Origin of the sequence: Sphaerisporangium siamense (genome assembly GCF_014205275.1) — a bacterium.
GTDB classification, from domain to species: Bacteria; Actinomycetota; Actinomycetes; order Streptosporangiales; family Streptosporangiaceae; genus Sphaerisporangium; species Sphaerisporangium siamense.
Genome location: NZ_JACHND010000001.1, coordinates 4,648,152 through 4,667,420 on the forward strand (window position 1 = coordinate 4,648,152; position 19,269 = coordinate 4,667,420).

Here is a 19,269-nt window from a genome sequence, read left to right on the forward strand (position 1 = left end):
ATCAGAGCCCATCCCGCTCACGAGCCGTCACCGGGAGGAGCGCGGTCCCGCCGGGATGACGGGAACACGCCGACCGGTGCGCGGCGGACGCCAGAGCCTCCAGGGCCGGCCGGTCGTGCGCGCAGGCCGCGACGGCGATCGGGCACCGTGGGGCGAACGCGCAGCCGCCGGTGTCGTCGGGACCGGCGGCCGACCGTCCCGGCATGGTGCGGAAACGGGTGCCCGGTGCCGCTCCGGGGCGCGGCACGGCGTCGAGCAGGCCACGGGTGTAGGGGTGGTCGGGGTTCTCGATCACGGTGGCGAGCGGCCCGGATTCCACGACACGTCCGGCGTACATGACCGCCACGCTGTCGGCCAGCCGCGAGACCACCGCCAGGTCGTGGCTGACCAGGACCATGGCCATGGCCAGCTCGTCACGTAGCCGTCCCAGCAGGTCGAGCAGGCGCGCCTGCACGGTCACGTCGAGCGCGGAGGTCGGTTCGTCGGCGACGAGCACCTCCGGCTCGCCGGCGAGGGCGATGGCGATCTGCACGCGCTGGCGCATTCCCCCGGAGAGCCGGTGGGGCATCTCCCGGGCGATCGCGGCGGGGTCGGGCAGACCGGCCAGGCGCAGCAGCTCCTCGGTGACGCGGCGGGTGACGGCCCGCCGTCCACCCCGGCCCGCGTTGCCGACGGCCTCGTCGACGTGCGCGCCGACGGTACGCAGGGGATTGAGCGCGGCGAGGCTGTCCTGGAAGACCACACCCACGCGGCGGCCGTTGACCCGGCGACGCTCGTGCGGAGGGAGACCCACCAGTTCCCGGGCCCCGGCGCCGGCTCCCAGGGTCACCGAACCCGTGACGACCGCATCGGGGTCCAGCAGGCCGAAGGGCGCCAGCGCCGCCGTGGTCTTGCCGCTGCCGCTCTCGCCGACGATGGCCAGGACACGTCCGCGCCGGACCTCGTACGAGACTCCGGCGACGACGCGACGACGCCCGCCGCCGTGCGGATAGCAGACCGACAGGTCCCGCGCGCGTATCACGGCGTCGCCATCGGTGGCGGCGGCCGGAGCGGCATCGGTGGCGGCGGCCGGAGCGGTCAGGGTGGCCGACGACCCGGCGGGCGCCGTGCGGGCGGCGATCGGACGCCGTGGCCGGAGCGCGGGGAGCACCCACCGCAGGATCGAGGGCCGCTCGTCCCCGCCCGCCAGGCGCTCCCCGAGCAGATTGCTCGCGAACACGACGGCCGTGATCGCGACACCGGGCGGGTAGGCCAGCCACCAGGCGGAGGCCAGGTAGGGGCGGCCCTCGATGAGCATCTGACCCCATTCGGCGTGCGGCGGGGGGATGCCGAGGCCGAGGAAGCTCAGCGTGGCCACGCCGAGCACGATGGTGCCGACGTCGGTGCTGGCGTAGACAAGGCACGGCGCGAGGGCGGGCGGAAGCAGATGCCGGCCGATGACGCGCGCGGGCCCGGCGCCGAGCAGCCGCAGAGCGTCCAGGTGCGGACCGCCCCGGAGCCCGGCGACCCGCGCCCGCGCCATGCGGGCGTACGGCGCCCACGTCCACAGGGGCATCGCGATGACGAGGTTCTCCACACCCGGACCCCGAACTCCGATGATCGCCAGCGCCACGAGCATCCCGGGCAAGGAGACGGCCATGTCGATCACCCGGGAGATCACCCGGTCGATCGGGCCGCCCAGGTAACCGGCGACCGTGCCGACGACGACGCCGGCGGCCAGCGAGATCGCCAGGACCGCCGCCGCCACCGCGAGCGAGATGCGCGCACCGTACAGGATCCGGCTGAGCTGGTCCCGGCCGAGCTGATCGGTGCCGAGCAAGTGGTCCGCCGACGGCGGGAGCAGGCTGCCCGCGAGATCGTTGGCCGTTGGATCGGCCGGCGCGAGGACGGGCGCCAGCAGCCCCGCGACCACGAACACGATCAGCGGAAGGGCGACCAGCGTGGTACGCGCCGTCGCCGGAACGCCCCACGCGCGACGTCCCCGGGTCACGCCGCACGCTCCCGGATCCGAGGCGTCCGCCGGCTCGGCCGGTCGCGCCTGCCGGCGTCCCGGCGGGACCGCGGGTCGATGAGGGCCTGCAGAACGTCGGCGAGGCGGTTCGCCAGAATGAACCCCCCGCCCAAGATGAGCGTGCCGGCCTGGAGCGCCGGGACGTCCCGGGCCGCGGCCGCGTGGACGAAATAGGCGCCGAGACCGGGCCAGCCGAAGATCTGCTCCACGACGACCGTGCCCACCAGCAGACCGCCCACCATGACTCCGGCGACGGACAGGATCGGCCCCGCGGCGTTGGGCAGGCCGTCGCGGAGCACGATCGAGACCGGTCCGCTGCCCCGGGCCCGCGCGGCGAGGACGTACGGCCGGTCGAGCGCCTCGCGCAGCGTGACGGCCACCACCCGGCTGAGGGCACCGGCCGCCGGAAGGCCGAGCACCGCCACCGGCATCACCCACGTCGCGGGACCCGCCATCCCGGACGTCGGCACCAGGTTCAGGCGCAGGGCCAGCGCCAGCACCAGCAGATAGCTCAGCCAGAACGCCGGCACCGAGGTCGCCAGCAGGGCGCCACCGCGCAGGACCCCGCGCAGCAGGCCACGCCCGAGCACCGCTCCGGCGACGCCGACGGCCACCCCCGCCACGAGGGCCACCACGGCGGAGCCGGCCACCAACCCCAGCGTCACGCCCAGCCGGTCGGCGATCTCCGGTCCGACGGGGGTGTTCGTCCGCAGTGACAGCCCGAAGTCGCCGGTGCTCGCGCCGGCGAGCCAGCGCAGGTACCGCACCGCGGCGGGAGCGTCCAATCCCAGTTCCGTGCGGACGGCCTCGATCTGTTCGGGTGTCGCGGACCTGCCGGCTCTGGTCGCCGCCAGGATCGCCGCGGGGTCACCGCGTGCCAGAAGGACGAGCGCGAAGGTGCCGGCGGAGAGCGCGATGAGCACGCCGACGGTGTCGGCGGCCCATCGCGTGACGTGGCGTCCGACAGAGCGCAGCCGCCCCGGCGCTCTCATCCGACGGTGACCCCGGTCAGTTCCAGGTCGACGTCGGTGGGGGGAACCGTGAAGCCCTTCACATCGCCACGGACCGCCCACAGTCGTGGCCGGTAGAGCAGCGGCACGAACCCGGCGTCGCCGGCCACGGCGTCGTAGAGCTCCTGGTACGCCGCCGCCCGGGAGGTCGGGTCGCGGGCGAACAGCGCCTTGTCCACGAGGTCTTCGGTGGCCGGCGTCGCCCAGAGCGGTGCGCGTGCGCCGCTGGTGAACAGGGACACGATCGAGCTGGAGGGGTCGTAGGGCGCGCCGAGGGTCTCGAAGAACGTGATGTCGTAGGCGCCTTCCGCGCGTTCGTCGTAGTACGCGGCGGCGTCGACCGGAGTGATCTCGACGGCGATGCCCACCTCCGCGAGGGCCGCGGCGATCGCCGCGGCCATGGTCCGGGGATCGAGCTGCCCCTCGGCCGGGGTCGCGGGGATGAGCAGCCGCAGTGACAGGGGTTTTCCGTCCTTGACCCGGGTCTTCCCGTCGAGGGCGTATCCGGCGGCGTCCAGCACCGCGCGGGCGCCGGCCTGGTCGAAGCTCTGCCGCAGGTCGGTGCCGGAGTCGGGCACGTCCGGCGGGAACACCCGCCGGGCCGGCTCCGCATGACCCCGGAACAGCGCCTGCGCCAGGGACGCGGTGTCGATCGCCTTGACGACGGCCTGCCGTACCGCCTTGTCACCGGCCGGGCCCTTGGGATTGAACCCGAGAAGGATCGAGACATCGGGGGAGCCGGTGAGGAGCTCGACGTCGCCGCGCTCGCCGAGCGAACGCGCCTCCACAGGACCGATCGGGGCCAGATACGCGCCGCCGACCAGATCGATCTCACCGTTGGTCAACGCGTCGACGCGTGCCTGCGAGTCCGGGATGACCTTGAACTCAAGCCGTTCCAGACGTGGTTTCGCGCCCCAGTAGGTCTCGTTGCGTTCCAGCACCGCGCCGGTGGCGGCGCTGGACACGAGCTTCCAGGCTCCGGTGCCCACCGCGTCCTTGAAGGCGCCGTCGGCGGCGACCGACTTAGGGCTGAGAAGCCGGACGGGACGGACGATCGACATCTCCTGTAACAGAGGCGCGTACGGCTCGGACAGGTTCAGCAGGACGGTGTCCGGGTCCGGGGCCTCGACGGAGGATATGACCTTCGACGCCCGGAAGAACGAGTAGCGTTTGTCGCCCACCCACCGTTCGAAGTTCCACTTGACGGCGGCGGCGTCCACCGGTGAACCGTCGGTGAAGCGAACGCCGTCACGCAGGTCGAAGGTCACCTTCTTGCCGTCCTCGGCGACGGTCCACGACTCCGCCAGGGCCGGCTCCGGCCGGCCGTCCTCGCCGTAGCCGACCAGCGGCTCGTAGATGGCGTCGAGCAGCAGGAAGTTCCCGGTGAACCCATGCGGATCCAGGGCGCCCGACTCCGCGCTCAACCCGATGCGCAGCGTCGTGGACGCGGCGGGGCCGCCGGACGCGGCGGTGCCACCGGTTCCCGAGCTACAGGCGCCGGCGAACGTCATCGACACGACGAGGGCGGCAACGAGCGGACGTGGTCGCGGCACGGATTCTCCTGGGGCGGTAGCCGGCGCGTGCAGGGTGACGGGAACGCACCCGCATCAGTAGTCGGTGCCACACCACGCCTGGTTCCCACGACTTTCCCGCCGCCCGGCTTCCCGACCGAGGTCCCCGGTGGGGGGCCAGGAGATGTGGCCTGCCGGGGACGCCTACTTCGGCGCAGAGCCGGCCGCGATCTCCGCCGTGGCTCTGCCGATGATCGCGGAATCCTATGCGACTCGACAGATCATCGGGTCGACCAGATTCACGTGGGCAAGGGTTGTCCGGTCCGAGACTGCTCGATCAGGACATCAGGCTCATCGAACGTTATGAGGAACATGGCAACCCTTCTTGGCTGGGATCCTCAAGTGTTTCACCAAATCACGCCTCGGATAATCAGGGCAGTTCAGATCTAAACGGACGTTACGCGCCAATCAGGGATGTCTTTCTTTTTTTGCCGCCATAGCGGCTTGCTATGCGAGAATCTGTGCTGCCGAAGATCGGGCAGATGACGAGGATCCCGTGACCATCAGCGTCAAAGACCGTAAAACGCTCTGGACGCGCGCTCGGAACATCTGCTCCTATCCGGGGTGCCGGCAAGAGCTCACGGTTGATGGGGTTGACGCGGCCACCGGCACGATCACGGTGGCCGTCGTTGGGGAAGAGGCCCACATCCGGTCCGCCCGTCCGGCGGGGCCTCGGCATGATCCCGCTTATCCCAAGGACAGGCTGGATGCGTACGAGAACCTCATTCTGCTCTGTCCGACGCATCACTCGATCATCGACGCCAACGGCGGAGCCGGCTTCGGGGCCGGGGCGCTCGTCAGGATGCGTGCCGCTCATGAGCGGCGGTTTCGGCGACGCTGGTCACTGCCGATGTCGGCGGTGCTGGTGCTGGTGCTGGTGCTGGTCGTTGTCGGCGTCGGCTGGTGGATGGTCGGCACCGATCGGGAATGGCCGAGGCCGATGCGCGGGGATTTCAACATCGCGGTCGTCCGGTCTTCGCCCGGTGACCGGCTCCAGGATTTCGCCAACGAGGTTCCGGGTGAACTGCGGCAGCGGCTGCGCGCCCTCCATCCGGACCTGCGCACGGAGGTGATCGCGGTCACGTTGGACCGTTCGCTCGACACGGACGGGGCCATGTCCGAAGTGGCGGCACGGCTCAACGCGCACATCCTCATCTGGCCGGTGGTCCGAGTCGACGGCGACGAGACCATCGTCTCGCCACGGCTCTTCGTCACCCCCGCTCACGTGCGTGACGCGCCCGAAGTGGCGGGCGAGCTGGAACTCGACGATCTCCGGGTGCTGGGACGGCTTCCGCTGGACCCGCTGGCATCCGCCGAACTGCGCGGCGAACTACTCGCGGCGGCGGCGGCCATCGCCGAACTCGTGCCCGGTCTGGCCTATTACGAGCACCAGAATCACGAAAGAGCCCGGGAAGCGTTCCGCAGGGCAGCGGACGGGAAAAGCGCGGCCGTCCGAATCATCGCTCATCTGATGCTCGGAAATATCCAAATCCGCCAGGACGATCTCGTCGGCGCCGAACGGCACTACCGGCAGGCCTTCGCCGACCGCCCGGAGTTCGTACGGGCCGAGCTCGGGCTCGCCCAGCTCGTCTACCGGCGGTCCTTCCGGGAGTGCGACGGCCCCGACGCCGCCGGGCTCGACGAAAGCCAGCGGCTCTACCAGAAAATCCTGTCGAACGGTTTCGCGACACCGATGACCCGGGCACGGGCCGATTTCGGCCTCGGCCAGATCCACGTCTGCCGGAGTCAGGCCCTCCTGAGCGATGAATGGCAACAGGCGAGGACAGCCCTCACCAGCGTCATCCAGCTGTACCGGATGGACGGCAACCTGCTGATGCGCGAGCTGGCCAGCGAGGCGTACGCCCTGCTGGCGTTCGCCGACTCACCGGCCGAGGGCGGCGGGCCGCAGCGGGAGAAGACCCGACAGGCCATTCTCCAGTTCGACAGAGCCGCTCAGCTGGCTCTGGACAGCGAACGCAGAAAGCTTTTCCTCGACTTCAAAGCAAATCTACAGAAAAGACTCGGCGAAGCCCAATGTCCGAGCCTGTCCGCGCCGCCCCTGAATGCAACCGTAAGGTGTTGACGATGTCCCGAATCCTCGTCTCCGCTGTCCTTGCCCTCGCCCTGTCCGGGTGCCAGTCCCCGCCATCGCCGGTGGAGAGCGCATCGAAGCCGACGCCGCAGGCGACGGCCGCCGATAAAAGTCCCGCCTACAAAATCGGCGCGGACACCGCCGATGTATTCACGCGGCACGAAGCTCCGGAGAACGGTGTGCCCGCGCTTCTGACACAGAATATGGGTGGCGACGGATTCTACTGCTCCGATCCAGACGACAAGCCCGCGCGGGTGAGGATCTACAACGAATGGGTCACTGCCGGATTCAACGGTAACCTTCCGGGTAAGCGATGGACGAAGGAACCCGTGGATCGTGACATGTCGGAAATCGGCTGGCCGGTCCATCTGGAGTTGACGAACATGCCGCCCAGCGACGCCATGGCCGAATCACCGAAATCTGGCAAGGTGATCATCGAGACGCCGTCGGGCCAGAAGATCCAGTCGACCTTCAAGGATTGTCTTCTGAAGTTCGTTCTCTTCCCGTGGGGCGAATACCGGTTGGAGGGCTCGTCCGGCCTGCTGACGGGGCGACTGCTGGGCAGATACCGCATCACCCTCTCCTTCGACGAGATCACGGCGACAGGCGAGTTCCACATGCGACGAGCGCAGCACCCTCGCTTGATCACCACTATGCCGGAATGGCCCCTACCCAACCCAGGATCCGCCGTTCGCCTGGGTGTGGTCGGCGTTCCAGCCAACAGCCGACAGACCGTAGGCCTCTACCGCCCAAAATCCGTCGCTAGCACCGATTTCACCTTCCGCACCGCGGTTCCAGTGCAAACAGACGCGAACGGAGAGGCCACATTCGACCTCACCGTCCCCCCTCGGCCCGAATTCGGCTGCTACCTGTTCGCCCTCGACCCGGCCAACTACCCCACTGCGCAAGATGCGCCCATTCCCCAGCATCGGCTTCAGCTCTGTCCCGACGACCGCGCCCTGTACGGGGACCAGCCGACTCCACCGCTGTAGTTCATGAAGCGACGGTGATGGAACGCGTCGCCGTAGGGCGGCGATGCGGGCGGCCGTGCCGGGGATGCCAAGGTCGTGGACCAGGTCGGCGACGCCGAAGCGGGCGGGTCGGTCGTCTCGCGGATCGCCCCTGGAGGGGTAGAAACAGGGGCAGGATGCCCAGCAAGGTCGACCAAGACGCCAACCCCCACGCCATTTGGCTCAATGGATTCCCGCAGCACTCTCTAGGGCTGTCGACCAAGAGGATCAGTCGTGCATTGACGATGTAGCCACCTCGCATCCGTTTGACGGTTACTTTCTGTAGTCCTCCCCGCAGGGCTCCATCTCCTGCTGGTCTAGGCGCCCTTCGCTGTGGCTCTGCCGATGATCGCGGAGAGGTCCAGGCCGGGGGGAAGGGCGCCGAACGCCAGGGCTCGCTCCGAAGCCAGGCGGGAGGCGCAGAAGGCGTCGGCGACGGCTGGGGGGCTGTGTCTGACCAGCAAGGATCCCTGCAGGACCAAGGCGAGGCGTTCGGCCACCTGGCGGCCGCGGAACTCAAGGGTGGAGGTGTCGGTGAGGGAGTCCTTGGTCTCGCGGACGGCGGTGTCGAGGCGGGGGTCGGCGCCCTTGGCGAGCTCCACCTCGGTGAAGAACGCCTCCAGACCGTCCGGTTCCTTGGTGACCGACCGGAGCAGGTCGAGCGCGGCGACGTTGCCGGAGCCCTCCCAGATGCCGTTCAGCGGGGACTCGCGGAACAGGCGGGGCATCTGCGACTCCTCGACGTAGCCGTTGCCGCCCAGGCACTCCAGCGATTCGGCGGCGTGGGCGGGGGCCCGTTTGCACACCCAGTACTTCGCTGCCGCCAGGGCCGTGCGCCGCAGCGCGCCCTCGCCGCGCACGCCCCTGATGGCCTTGTCGGTCGCGCCGGCCAGCCGGATCATGAGGGCTGTGGCCGCCTCCGACTCAAGGGACAGGTCGGCGAGCACGTTGCGCATCAGCGGCTGATCGGCGAGCCGCACGCCGAACGCGGAGCGGTGGCGCGCGTGGTGGACGGCCTGCGTCACGCCGTACCGCATGCCGGCCGCCGAGCCGATCACGCAGTCCAGCCGGGTCATGTTGACCATCTCGATGATGGTCCGCACCCCGCGCCCCTCCTCGCCGACCAGGTGCGCGACCGCGCCCTCGTACTCCACCTCGGCCGAGGCGTTGGACCGGTTGCCGAGCTTGTCCTTCAGCCGAATGAGCCGCATCGCGTTGCGCGTGCCGTCCGGCAGCACCCGGGGGAGGAGGAAGCACGACAGCCCGCCGGGGGCCTGCGCCAGCACCAGGAACACGTCGCACATCGGCGCGGAGTTGAACCACTTGTGCCCGGTGAGCGCGTAGGTCCCGTCACCGAGCGGCTCGGCCCGCGTGGTGTTCGCGCGCACGTCCGACCCGCCCTGCTTCTCGGTCATCGCCATGCCCGCCAGCACACCCCGCTTGGCCGCGCGCGGGCGCAGGCCGGGGTCGTAGGCCCGCGAGGTGAGCAGCGGCTCCCACGCCCCGGCGAGCGCGGGGCTGTGCCGCAGCGCCGCCACGCTCGCGTACGTCATCGAGATCGGGCAGCCGTGCCCGGCCTCCACCTGCGACCACACGTAGAACTTGGCGGCACGGGCCACGTGCGCGCCGGGGCGGGGCGACGCCCACGGCGTGGCGTGCAGCCCGTGCTCCACCGCCACGCCCATCAGCTCGTGCCACGCCGGGTGGAACTCCACCTCGTCGATCCGGCCGCCGTACCGGTCGTGCGTGCGCAGCACGGGGGGATGCTCGTTGGCCAGCCGTCCCCACTCCTGTGCCCTGGCGGACCCGGCCAGCGTGCCGAGGGCGCGGAGCTCGCCCAGCGCCCAGTCGGCGCCCTCGCGGCGGGCGCCCTCCACCAGCGCCGGGTCGGCGGACACGTCGTGGCCGGTGAGCGGGGGCGCCTGGTTGAAGACGGCGTGTGTCACGGGATCCTCCCGGCGGGTCGCTGCGCGGTCGTCGTCCGACGGATCGCGCGGGGTTGCATTGCGCGCTCCGTCCTCCATCTCAGCATTTGTCGACAAGAATGGGGTGCGGGGGTGGCCGGACGGTGGCGGACCAACGGAAGGGGGCCCGGTGGAGACGCCTGGAACCGACGACCGGTCGCTACACCAGCGCGTCGTCGGCGGTGACGAGAGCGCGCTCGGTGAGGTGCACACCCGCCACTACCCGCTGGTCCTCAGCCTCGCGCTGCGCGTCACCCGCGACCGCGTGGTGGCCGAGGACATCGTCCAGGAGGTGTTCGTCACCTTCTGGGAGCGCCCGCTGGCCTTCGACCCCGACCGGGGCACGCTGCGCTCCTGGCTCGCCACGATCGCCCACCGGCGCGCCGTCGACCACGTGCGCAGCGAGCAGCGGCACCGCGTCTCGGTCCTCGGCCCCCGCCTGACCGACCCCGAGCCGAGCCCGAGCCCCTTGGAGGACTGGGTGCTGGCCGCCGACGAGGCCGCCCGGGTGCGGCGCGCGGTGGCGAGGCTCCCCGGGGGCTTACGCGAGCCCATCGAACTCGCCTACTACCGTGGCCGTACCTATCGGCAGACGGCCGAGGACCTCGGCCTGCCGGAGGGCACGGTCAAGTCCCGGATCCGCATGGGCCTTCGCAGGCTCGCCGACGAACTGGCCGAAGAGGAGGTGTGATGGAGCGCCATTACGGCCACGGCGACGAGATCCCCGGAACCACCGACCCCCTCACCCGCCTGAGCCTCGACGTGCTGGCAGAGACGGCCGCCCCCCCGCCGGGGGCCGTGGACCGGCTGCTGTCGGCGGCGCGCTCCGCCCGCCGTCCCGTGGCCGCCGCCGGGTTCACCGCGCCCTTCGCCGGCCGGGTCGCGGCCATGGACGCCCTGCTCGCCTCGGCGACGCGGGCCGACTGGTCCCAGAAGATCGTCGAAGGCTGGACGCTGCAGGAACTGGTGGCGCACCTCGCCGCCACCGACAGCCTGGTCGCGTGCGCGATCGACGCCCCGGTGGCGGGCCCGCCGCTCACCGCGAACGACGTCCTCGGCCGCACCGCCGACATGATCGCCTACACCGGCGGCCGGACGCCGCAGGAGACCCGCGCCGAGTGGCGCGCCCAGGCCGAGGCGATCCGCGCCCGCGCCGCCGAGATGGACCCGGGCACGCCGATCACGCCCGGCGGGATGTCCTTCGCGCTGTCGGACCATCTGCTGGCCCGCATGCTGGAGACCTGGCTTCACACCGTTGACGCGGCCGCGGTGCTGGGCGTGTCCCTTCCCCTGCCGGTGGCCGCCCACATCCACCCGACCGCCGACTTCTGCGCGCGGCTGATCCCCTGGACGATGCTGCTGTCCGGCGTGGACGGCGGCGGCGCGCGCGCCGTGCGGCTCACGCTGACCGGGCCGGGAGGCGGCGTGTGGCACGTGCCGCTCGACGTCCAGGTCGTGGCCCGGCCCGATGACGGGGCGCCCGCCGAGGTCGAGATCGCGTGTGACGTGGTGGACTTCTGCTTCCTGCTCGGTGGACGGCGGGCGCCCGACGAGTTCCCCGCGACGATCACCGGGGACGCCGGCCTGGCCCGGGACGTGCTGCATTGCGCGCCCGTCCTGTCCGGACCGTGAGGTCCTCGTTCTCAGGACCTAGCGCGTTTCCTCCTTCCGGAGGATCGGACGATTGTGCACGAACGCGCTAGATTCATGGCATGAACGATGCGGGTGGAATGCGGGCCTCGGACGCCGAGCGCGAGGCGGCCGTCGAAAGTCTGCGGCAGGCATCGGTCGAGGGCAGGCTCACGCTGGCCGAGCTGACGGACCGCACGGAGGCCGCCTACCTGGCGCGCACCCAGGCGGAGCTGGCCCAGCTCACCGCCGACCTGCCCGGCGCGCCCGCCCCCGCTCCGCCCCCGTACGCGGCGCCCGCCCGCGCGGGCGGCGCCCGGCGCTGGTTCGCGGCGATCATGAGCGAGACCAAGCGGCGGGGCAAGTGGCGGGTGGACCAGGAGATCGGCGCGGTCGCGGTCATGGGCGAGGTGACGCTCGACCTGCGCGAGGCCGAAGTTCGGTCCAACCAGATCGACATCGTCGCCACCGCGGTCATGGGCAGCGTCAAGATCATCGTGCCCGACGGCGTGGACGTCGACCTCGAAGGCGTCGCGATCATGGGGGAGAAGAAGGCCAACGTCATCGAGGCGCCCCCCGGGCAGAACGTGCCGGTCGTCCGGGTCCGCGCCTACGTCCTGATGGGCGAGATCAAGGTCGTCGGCGACTCCAAGGCCAAGCCGATCCGCCGCGCGCTGAACGAGTGGAGCGAGTGGTGGCTGGAGCGCAGGGCCGAGATCCACGGCGACGTCCGCGACGCCCTGCGCGACATGCGCGACCAGCGCCACGACCTGCACCGCTCCTTCCACCACACCCTGCGGGAACAGCGCCGCGAACAACAGGAACTCCGCCGCGAGTACCGCCGCGAGGCCCAGCGCGCCCGCCGCGAGGCCCGCAGAGAATGGAGAGACGGCACCTGACGTCCCCGTCCCCGGCCCACTGAGTCTCTCCCACCCCGGCCCGTCATCTCCCGCTACGGACGGCCCCGCCCACCTCCGCGCTATTGCCGTCCGGCTCCGTCCCATCCGATCCGCTCTGTCCCCATGCCGTGCGGCTCCGTCCCCGTGCCGGTGTCGCCAGGTGTCGCGTCGGCGGGTCAGCCCGCGGCCGCTGCGGCGGCCGCCTGGATCGCCTTGTTCAGGGCCCACGGGACGGGTGCGACCACCTGGGCCAGTTCATCGCTGCGACCCCGTCCCGCCCGCCACTCGGCCCTCGGCAGTACGGTCTTCAGCCGCACCGTCGCGGCCAGGGCCGCCAGCGCCGCGTCCCGGGGCTCCAGCCGCGAGAGCGGACGGGCGCCGCGCACGGCCGCCGACACCGTCGCCGCGAGCTGCCGCGGCACCCGCGAGTCCCGGACGGTCACGTTCGCCACGGGGATGAGTCCGAGCACGCGGCGGTGCTCCACGCGGATCCAGCCGTCCTTTTCCAGGCGGTCGCGCACCTGGCGCACGGCGGCCCCCGAGCCCTTGCTCACCCAGTGCTGCCAGGTGCGCCGCCGCGAGGCCGCGATCTGCTGGAGCGCCACGTCCAGCAGAGGATCGGCCACCGCGGGCCTCTTGGCGACCGGGCCGCCGGTGGCGTCGGCGAGATCGCCCCGCAGCAGCAGCTCGGCCAGGATGCCCGCGCGCATCAGGAGGCCGAGGTTGGACCGCGCGGTCACGCGCTTCCTGCGCGTGTCGTAGGCGAGCAGGTAGAGCCGCTCGGGCAGGGTGCCGGGCACGTCCACCATCACTCCTCCTCGTCGTCGCCGGCCGCACCGGCGCCCTCGGTGACGTCCGCGACGTCGGTCACTTCGTCGCCCCCTGCCGCGCCGTCCGCGGCGGGGGTCTTGCGGGGCCGGCCGCGCCTCGGGATGCCCTTGGCGTCGGCCGGTAGTCTGCCCGCCCCGGCCAGCGCCTTGCGGAGCAGGAACTCGATCTGGGCGTTGGCGCTGCGCAGCTCGTCCCCCGCCCACTTGACTATGGCGTCGTAGACGGCGGGGTCGAGCCGCAGGAGGATCTTCTTGCGTTCGCTCACTGGTACAGGGAGCCGGTGTTGACGACCGGCTGGACGTCCTTGTCCCCGCAGAGGACGACGAGCAGGTTGCTGACCATGGTCGCCTTGCGCTCGTCGTCGAGGTCCACCACGTCGGCCGCGTCGAGCCGCTGCAGGGCGGCCTCGACCATGCCGACCGCGCCCTCCACGATGCGCTGCCGCGCGGCGACGACCGCGCCGGCCTGCTGGCGGCGCAGCATGGCCTGGGCGATCTCCGGCGCGTACGACAGACGGGTGATGCGGGACTCGATGACCCGGACGCCGGCGGAGGAGACGCGGGCGGAGATCTCGGCCGACAGCTTGGCGGTGATCTCGTCGGCGTTGTCGCGCAGCGAGAGCTGGGCCTCGTCGTGGGCGTCGTAGGGGTAGTTGCCCGCGATGTGCCGGACGGCGGTCTCGGTCTGGATCGCGACGAACTCCACGAAGTCGTCCACCTCGAACGTCGCCTTGGCGGTGTCCTCCACCTGCCACACGACGACGGCGGCCATCTCGATGGGGTTGCCGTCCAGGTCGTTGACCTTGGCGACGTCGGTCTCGTGGTTGCGGATGCGGGTGGAGATCTTGCGCTTCTGGGTGAAGGGGATCACCCACCGCAGGCCGTCGGTGCGGACGGTGCCGAGGTAGCGCCCGAGGAGCTGGACGACCCTGGCCTCGCCCGGGGCCACCGCCATGAGGCTGCCGAGCACCAGGGCCGCGAGGATCACGAGCACGACCCCGGTGACGAGCAGCGCGGCGTTCCCGTCCCCCTGGGAGCCCTGCACGATCACCGCCACACCACCGGCCAGCATGACCACGCCGAGCCCCAGCATGGGCCACCCACTGACATCGAACGGCCGCCGCTCCCTCACCCGAGCCGCCGGCATCTCCACGGCCACTTCTTCGATCTCGTTCACGTCCGCCACCGTCCCGGGGGTCTGCTGTGTCATGGCACAACCATAGCAAAGTGATATCACTTTGCAAGCCCCGTCTCGGCTCGTCCTGCCCGCCTGGCCGCCGCCGTGCACGGGTGTCCCCGGAGCCGCTCCTGGTCCTCTCCGGAGTCGCGGGCGCTCCGGCGGAGTGACAGGAAAATTCAGGTGGCATGCAAGGCGCGGGTGTTTATCCTTGCCGTGTAAAGCCCCTCGCGCGTTCGCGGGCACGCGTGAAAAAGGCTCCCGGCGTCCGTGAATACGGTTCTCCGCGGCTCCGGCGTCGATTTCCCGCACCGGTCTGTCCCGGGGTGTCCCCAGCCCTGGGCGCGGTCGTCATTTCGCGATCGGCCTGGCAGGGCCGTCCGCCGCAGGTCCATGGTCGATGTTCGGAGGGTTCGATGTCCGGTAAAGGAGCGGCTGTCGCGGTCGCGCTCATTGGGGCGGGGGCGGCTATTGTTGCGGCGCTTATTACCTCGGATGCGCCGATTTGTCCGGATTTTATTTGCGGGCCTGACAAAGCGACCGCGCAGGAGCGTCCCAGCGGTGGGGGCGGGGGTAAGCAGATCATCAAGGTGCCCGGTGGTGCGGCGGGTGTTGAGATCACGCCTACCGAGATCACCTGTACTGCCGAGGGTGGCTGTGACGCTGAGGTGCGCATCGAGAGCGTGGGCGACGCCACGCTGAAGGTCACTTACATGGAGGTCACCGGGGAGGGCAGGGCGCACTTCGGTCAGGACGGTTCCTGTGCGCGCAAGAATCTCGCGCCCGGGGTGGTCTGCTCGTTCGGTGTGACGTTCACGCCTCCGGCCGACGGGGCCGCCGCGCAGGCCACCCTCGTCATCCACCACAACGTCGGCGCCCACCCCACCCGCGTCGCCCTTCACGGCGAGGCGTCCACCCCGCCCACGGAGGTCACGCCCAGCGAGTTCCCCACCAACGGCTGACCCGCCGGGCGGGGCGGATCAGGCGGTCGCCGGGACCGGGGCGCCCGCCTGGAAGGCCGCCACGGCATGCGCGTGCCGTTCCAGCAGGACTACGGCCACTTCGGGGGCCGGGCCGAGGGGGGCCGCCACGGTGTGGGCGCCCGCGTCCAGGGTGGTGCGGCTGACCTTGTCGGCGAAGTACCCGGGGGCCAGCAGGTACGGGGCCACGACCACGCGCGCGGGGCGCCCGGCGCGGGCGTGTGGTCCGGCGTGGCCGGCCAGGACGCGGAGTACGGCCTCCTCCGGGGTCGGCGAGGCCGCGGAGGCGTAGGCCGGGGTGACCGAGTGCCAGCCGCGGGCCCAGGCCCAGTCGCGGGCCATGCGGGCGATCACCGCGTTCGCCCGGGGGTCGCTGGACCCCGCGGAGACCAGGACCACGGCGGTGCCGGGGTCGCCGACCTCCACGCCCGCCTCGGCGAGCCTGCGCTCCAGGACCGTGAGGAGGAGGGGATGCGGGCCGAGCGCCGCCCCCTGGTGGACGCGGAGCGGCGGGCGGCCGTCCGGCACGCGGCGGGCCCGCTCCTCGCGCAGGGCGGCGGGGATGTCGACGCGGGTGTGGTAGGCCTCGGTGAGCAGGAGCGGCAGCACCACGGCCTCGTCCAGCCCGGCCAGGGCCTCGCCGAGCGACGGCCGGGAATGGTCCAGATACGTCCCGAGGACCCGCAGGCCGGGCCGTGCGCGTCGCACGTCCTCCAGCAGTGCCTCCACCGTCGCCGAGGCGCGCGGGTCGCGGGAGCCGTGCGCCACCGCCACCAGCGGCGGCGCGGAGCCGGAGGGAGGCACGACCGGCGGCGCCGGGAGCGCCCCATGAGTCAGGGCGCCTCCGATACCGTGCGGCCGCGTTCGCCCGGCCCCGGGCTGGTCGGGGGTCAGAGGTGGATACCGCATTCCGTCTTGCCCAGGCCCGCCCAGCGGCCGCTGCGTGGGTCTTCGCCGGGAGCGACGCGGCGGGTGCAGGGGGCGCAGCCGATCGAGGGGTAGTCGTCGTAGTGGAGCGGGTTGATGATGACGCCGTTGTCGGCCATGTAGTTGTCCACGTCGTCCTGGGTCCAGCGGGCGATGGGGTTCACCTTGACCATCTGGCGCTTGGCGTCCCACTCCACGACCCGGGTGTTGGCCCGCGTCGGCGACTCGTCGCGGCGGATGCCGGAGATCCACGCCAGGTACGGCTCCAGCGCGCGGTTCAGCGGCTCCACCTTGCGCAGGAAGCAGCACAGGTCGGGGTTGCGGTTGTGCAGGCGCGGGCCGAGCTCGCGGTCCTGCTCCTCGACGGTCCTGGACGGCTTCACGTTGATCACGTTGACGTCGTAGACCTGCTGCACCGCGTCGCGGGTGCCGACGGTCTCGGCGAAGTGGTAACCGGTGTCGATGAACAACACGTCGACGCCGGGCTTGACGCGGCTGACCAGGTCGATGAGGAGGGCGTCGCTCATCGAGGAGGTCAGGCAGAGACGGTCGCCGAACGTGGCCGCCGCCCAGCGGATGATCTCGCGCGCGGGGGCGTCCTCGAGGAACTCGGCGGCGGAGTCCACGATGCCACGAAGGTCCAGGACGCCGCGCTGGCGTTCAAGCCCGTTCTCGATCTCCACCAGTGTCATGAGTCGCTGCTCCTCGTTCGTGAAGTCCGTGAAGTCCGTGAAGTCCGTATGGGGCGCCGGGCTCAGGGGGGCCCGGGGCCGGCCGCCTGTCATGAGCGCACGCCGATGCCGAGAAATTTCAGCTTGAAGGCGCGGGCGCACGACCGGCAGTACCAGCCGCCGTCGCCCTCGTAGGGTTCGAGGTCCTCTTCGCCGCAGTACGGGCAGTGGAACGGGACCGCGCGCTCGCTCATGCGCGCGCCCCGTGCCGCCGTGGCGCCGGGCGGGGGCTCATTTGAGATCCGCCTCCTCGGCGCGCTGCACCCAGTCGGCGAAGGTCTCCCCGTCGTTCTTCTGGCTCTGGAAGTTCTTCAGGACCCGCTCGATGTAGTCGGGAAGCTCGGCGGCGGTGGCCTTGAGCCCGCGGACCTTGCGGCCGAAGCCGGGGTTCACGCCGAGCGAGCCGCCGAGGTGGATCTGGAAGCCCTCGACCTGCTCGCCGGAGCCGTCGGTGACGAGCTGGCCCTTCAGCCCGATGTCGGCGGTCTGGATGCGGGCGCAGGAGTTCGGGCATCCGTTGACGTTGATGGTCAGGGGGTCGGTGAAGTCCGGCAGGCGGCGCTCCAGCTCGTCGATGAGGCCGGAGGCGAGCCCCTTGGTCTCGACGATCGCCAGCTTGCAGTACTCGATGCCCGTGCAGGCCATCGTCTGGCGGCGGAACGTGCTGGGGTTGACCTGGAGGTCGGCGGCCTCCAGGTCGGCGACCAGACCTTCGACCTTGGACTGCTCGACGTCCAGGATCACCATCTTCTGCTCGACGGTGGTGCGGACGCGGTCCGAGCCGTACCGCTCGGCCAGGTCGGCGATGAGGTGGAGCTTGTCGCCGTCCAGCCGCCCGACCCGGGGCGCGAACCCGACGTAGTAGTTGCCGTCCTTCTGCCGGTGCACGCCGACGTGGTCGCGCCGGCCGTCGCGCGGCAGCACGGGCGCCGGGCCGTCGGGGAGGGTGTACCCGAGGTACTCCTTCTCCAGGATCTCGCGGAACCGCTCGGCGCCCCAGTCGCTGACCAGGAACTTGATGCGGGCCCTGTGCCGCAGCCTGCGGTAGCCGTAGTCGCGGAAGATGCCGGCGACCCCGGCCCACACCTCGTGGACCTGCTCGGGGCGGACGAACGCGCCGAGCCGCTTGGCCAGCATCGGGTTGGTGGACAGGCCGCCGCCCACCCAGATGTCGAAGCCCTTCTCGCCCTGCTCGTTCTCGACCCCGACGAACGCCACGTCGTTGATCTCGTGGACCGTGCAGTGCGCGGGGCAGCCGCTCATCGCCGACTTGAACTTGCGCGGCAGGTTGGAGAACAACGGGTCGCCGATGTACCGCGCGACCGTGTCGGCGAGCGGGCCGGTGGCGTCGAGCACCTCGTCGGCGTCGATGCCGGCCAGCGGGCAGCCGATCATGACGCGCGGGGTGTCGCCGCACGCCTCGGTGGTCGAGAGCCCGACGGACTCCAGCGCCTCCCAGATGGCCGGGACCGACTCGATGTCGATCCAGTGGAGCTGGATGTTCTGCCGGTCGGTGACGTCGGCCGTGCCCCGGGCGTAGGTGTTGGCGATGTCGGCGATCGTGCGGAGCTGCCGCAGGTCGAGCTGCCCGCCGTCGATGCGGACGCGCAGCATGAAGTAGCGGTCGTCGAGCTCCTCCGGCTCCAGGACGGCGGTCTTGCCGCCGTCGATGCCCGGCTTGCGCTGGGTGTAGAGGCCGAACCAGCGGAACCGGCCGCGAAGGTCCGCGGGGTCGATCGAGTCGAACCCCTGCTTGGAGTAGACGTCGATGATCCTCTGACGGACGTTCAGGCCGTCGTCGTTCTTCTTGTTCTCCTCGTTCTTGTTGAGCGGCTCACGGTAGCCGAGGGCCCACTGGCCTTCGCCTCGCGGGCGCTTGTGGTGGCGGTTCGCGGGCCTGGGCGGGCTGGTCATGAGGGCGGCGTCCTTTACCGAGGATGGTCGTCGGGGCGCGTGGACGCGCGCAGGCGAGCCGGCCCGGCTCCGATGGCTAGAGGCCGGTGGGCATGAAAAAGACGCCTGTCACGCGCCCAGGCTGGCAGAATTCGACAGCGGGGCGGCGGTCAACAAGCGTCGCTACAGATGGCACTGCGGACACGCAGGAAGTCGACGTGGCGTCGCACGACGAGAAGCGGGTCCGCTGGCATGTACCAAACCATACCCTCCGCGTGTCAGATGTCCAATATCCGGTCCAGAGTCTGGACAAACGACGGCTAAAGGGGGCGTCAGCCCTGGCGCCGCCAGGAGAGCACCGAGTCGTCCGGAGGGCGCGGCGGGCGGTGCTGGCAGTCGCACCACGAGCCGCCCCGGCACCTGTCGTGCCTGCCCTCCTTGCACTCCGGGCATATCACGGGCCCATTGTCCCCCAAGATGTACTGCTACCGCACATCACCGCAGGTCAGGTGGGTTGTCAGGGGTGAGGGGCGGATAGTATTGGG

The 19,269-nt window shown here is 71.1% G+C and carries 17 protein-coding genes; 6 read left to right on the forward strand and 11 right to left on the reverse strand.

Annotated elements, in window-relative coordinates:
* Position 1: 1 nt before the first annotated feature.
* Genes BJ982_RS21555 through BJ982_RS21565 form a run of 3 tightly spaced genes read right to left on the reverse strand, consistent with a single transcriptional unit; the run spans position 2 to position 4,574 of the window.
* On the reverse strand, positions 2 to 1,990 hold the full coding sequence (locus BJ982_RS21555) for a dipeptide/oligopeptide/nickel ABC transporter permease/ATP-binding protein (protein WP_184882777.1): 1,989 nt from the start codon (positions 1,988 to 1,990) through the stop codon (positions 2 to 4).
* On the reverse strand, positions 1,987 to 3,003 hold the full coding sequence (locus tag BJ982_RS21560; protein WP_184882779.1) for an ABC transporter permease: 1,017 nt from the start codon (positions 3,001 to 3,003) through the stop codon (positions 1,987 to 1,989). Before BJ982_RS21560 ends, BJ982_RS21555 begins: the two co-directional genes overlap by 4 nt.
* The gene (locus tag BJ982_RS21565; protein WP_184882781.1) at positions 3,000 to 4,574 is read right to left on the reverse strand and encodes an ABC transporter substrate-binding protein; all 1,575 of its coding nucleotides are present in this window, start codon (positions 4,572 to 4,574) and stop codon (positions 3,000 to 3,002) included. Before BJ982_RS21565 ends, BJ982_RS21560 begins: the two co-directional genes overlap by 4 nt.
* A 514-nt stretch (positions 4,575 to 5,088) precedes the next feature.
* Here BJ982_RS21565 and BJ982_RS21570 point away from each other — a divergent pair.
* Together BJ982_RS21570 and BJ982_RS21575 are read left to right on the forward strand one after the other, a co-directional pair.
* Positions 5,089 to 6,675 carry a tetratricopeptide repeat protein gene (locus BJ982_RS21570; protein ID WP_184882783.1) on the forward strand — a complete coding sequence of 529 codons (1,587 nt, stop codon included), beginning with the start codon at positions 5,089 to 5,091 and terminating at the stop codon, positions 6,673 to 6,675.
* A gap of 2 nt (positions 6,676 to 6,677) precedes the next feature.
* Positions 6,678 to 7,676: a hypothetical protein gene (locus BJ982_RS21575; RefSeq protein WP_184882785.1), complete on the forward strand. Its 999-nt coding sequence runs from the start codon at positions 6,678 to 6,680 to the stop codon at positions 7,674 to 7,676.
* A gap of 335 nt (positions 7,677 to 8,011) precedes the next feature.
* Here BJ982_RS21575 and BJ982_RS21580 read toward each other — a convergent pair whose 3' ends face one another.
* Positions 8,012 to 9,640, reverse strand: a complete 1,629-nt coding sequence (locus tag BJ982_RS21580) for an isovaleryl-CoA dehydrogenase (RefSeq protein ID WP_239122801.1) — start codon at positions 9,638 to 9,640, stop codon at positions 8,012 to 8,014.
* 148 nt (positions 9,641 to 9,788) lie between these two features.
* Between BJ982_RS21580 and BJ982_RS21585 the strand changes: the two genes are divergently transcribed.
* From BJ982_RS21585 to BJ982_RS21595, 3 genes are all read left to right on the forward strand, one after another.
* Entirely contained in the window at positions 9,789 to 10,349 is a 561-nt protein-coding gene (locus BJ982_RS21585) for an RNA polymerase sigma factor (protein WP_184882788.1), read from the forward strand.
* Entirely contained in the window at positions 10,349 to 11,290 is a 942-nt protein-coding gene (locus BJ982_RS21590) for a maleylpyruvate isomerase family mycothiol-dependent enzyme (protein ID WP_184882790.1), read from the forward strand. The genes BJ982_RS21585 and BJ982_RS21590 overlap by 1 nt, the downstream gene beginning before the upstream one ends.
* Before the next feature lie 80 nt (positions 11,291 to 11,370).
* Positions 11,371 to 12,186 carry a DUF1707 SHOCT-like domain-containing protein gene (locus tag BJ982_RS21595; protein ID WP_184882792.1) on the forward strand — a complete coding sequence of 272 codons (816 nt, stop codon included), beginning with the start codon at positions 11,371 to 11,373 and terminating at the stop codon, positions 12,184 to 12,186.
* Between the two features lie 176 nt (positions 12,187 to 12,362).
* On the opposite strand, the gene BJ982_RS21600 is transcribed toward BJ982_RS21595, so the two are convergent.
* The 3 genes from BJ982_RS21600 to BJ982_RS21610 are packed head-to-tail and all read right to left on the reverse strand — an operon-like array spanning position 12,363 to position 14,226.
* Positions 12,363 to 12,995: a GOLPH3/VPS74 family protein gene (locus BJ982_RS21600; RefSeq protein WP_184882794.1), complete on the reverse strand. Its 633-nt coding sequence runs from the start codon at positions 12,993 to 12,995 to the stop codon at positions 12,363 to 12,365.
* A complete protein-coding gene (locus BJ982_RS21605) occupies positions 12,995 to 13,282 on the reverse strand; it encodes a type II toxin-antitoxin system antitoxin (RefSeq protein WP_239122799.1) in 288 nt (95 codons plus the stop codon). The genes BJ982_RS21600 and BJ982_RS21605 overlap by 1 nt, the downstream gene beginning before the upstream one ends.
* Entirely contained in the window at positions 13,279 to 14,226 is a 948-nt protein-coding gene (locus tag BJ982_RS21610; protein ID WP_184882796.1) for an SPFH domain-containing protein, read from the reverse strand. The genes BJ982_RS21605 and BJ982_RS21610 overlap by 4 nt, the downstream gene beginning before the upstream one ends.
* Before the next feature lie 635 nt (positions 14,227 to 14,861).
* Between BJ982_RS21610 and BJ982_RS21615 the strand changes: the two genes are divergently transcribed.
* The gene (locus BJ982_RS21615; protein ID WP_184882798.1) at positions 14,862 to 15,155 is read left to right on the forward strand and encodes a hypothetical protein; all 294 of its coding nucleotides are present in this window, start codon (positions 14,862 to 14,864) and stop codon (positions 15,153 to 15,155) included.
* 18 nt (positions 15,156 to 15,173) lie between these two features.
* Here BJ982_RS21615 and BJ982_RS21620 read toward each other — a convergent pair whose 3' ends face one another.
* From BJ982_RS21620 to BJ982_RS21635, 4 genes are all read right to left on the reverse strand, one after another.
* The gene (locus BJ982_RS21620) at positions 15,174 to 15,977 is read right to left on the reverse strand and encodes a sirohydrochlorin chelatase (RefSeq protein WP_239122798.1); all 804 of its coding nucleotides are present in this window, start codon (positions 15,975 to 15,977) and stop codon (positions 15,174 to 15,176) included.
* Positions 15,978 to 16,063: 86 nt separating this feature from the next.
* Positions 16,064 to 16,792, reverse strand: coding sequence for a phosphoadenylyl-sulfate reductase (locus BJ982_RS21625; RefSeq protein WP_184882802.1), 729 nt, complete (start codon positions 16,790 to 16,792; stop codon positions 16,064 to 16,066).
* Between the two features lie 89 nt (positions 16,793 to 16,881).
* Positions 16,882 to 17,025 (reverse strand): Insertion element protein, encoded by a 144-nt coding sequence (locus tag BJ982_RS21630; protein WP_184616917.1) that lies wholly within the window; start codon positions 17,023 to 17,025, stop codon positions 16,882 to 16,884.
* Positions 17,026 to 17,062: 37 nt separating this feature from the next.
* Entirely contained in the window at positions 17,063 to 18,745 is a 1,683-nt protein-coding gene (locus BJ982_RS21635; RefSeq protein ID WP_184882804.1) for a nitrite/sulfite reductase, read from the reverse strand.
* Positions 18,746 to 19,269 lie beyond the last annotated feature (524 nt).

Bases quoted from the DNA above. Each gene is read 5' to 3' on its own strand.
- BJ982_RS21560 (WP_184882779.1), bottom strand. From the start codon at position 3,003: ATGAGAGCGCCGGGGCGGCTGCGCTCTGTCGGACGCCACGTCACGCGA.
- BJ982_RS21575 (WP_184882785.1), top strand. From the start codon at position 6,678: ATGTCCCGAATCCTCGTCTCCGCTGTCCTTGCCCTCGCCCTGTCCGGG.
- BJ982_RS21590 (WP_184882790.1), top strand. From the start codon at position 10,349: ATGGAGCGCCATTACGGCCACGGCGACGAGATCCCCGGAACCACCGAC.
- BJ982_RS21595 (WP_184882792.1), top strand. From the start codon at position 11,371: ATGAACGATGCGGGTGGAATGCGGGCCTCGGACGCCGAGCGCGAGGCG.
- BJ982_RS21600 (WP_184882794.1), bottom strand. From the start codon at position 12,995: ATGGTGGACGTGCCCGGCACCCTGCCCGAGCGGCTCTACCTGCTCGCC.
- BJ982_RS21610 (WP_184882796.1), bottom strand. From the start codon at position 14,226: ATGACACAGCAGACCCCCGGGACGGTGGCGGACGTGAACGAGATCGAA.
- BJ982_RS21625 (WP_184882802.1), bottom strand. From the start codon at position 16,792: ATGACACTGGTGGAGATCGAGAACGGGCTTGAACGCCAGCGCGGCGTC.
- BJ982_RS21630 (WP_184616917.1), bottom strand. From the start codon at position 17,025: ATGAGCGAGCGCGCGGTCCCGTTCCACTGCCCGTACTGCGGCGAAGAG.
- BJ982_RS21635 (WP_184882804.1), bottom strand. From the start codon at position 18,745: ATGACCAGCCCGCCCAGGCCCGCGAACCGCCACCACAAGCGCCCGCGA.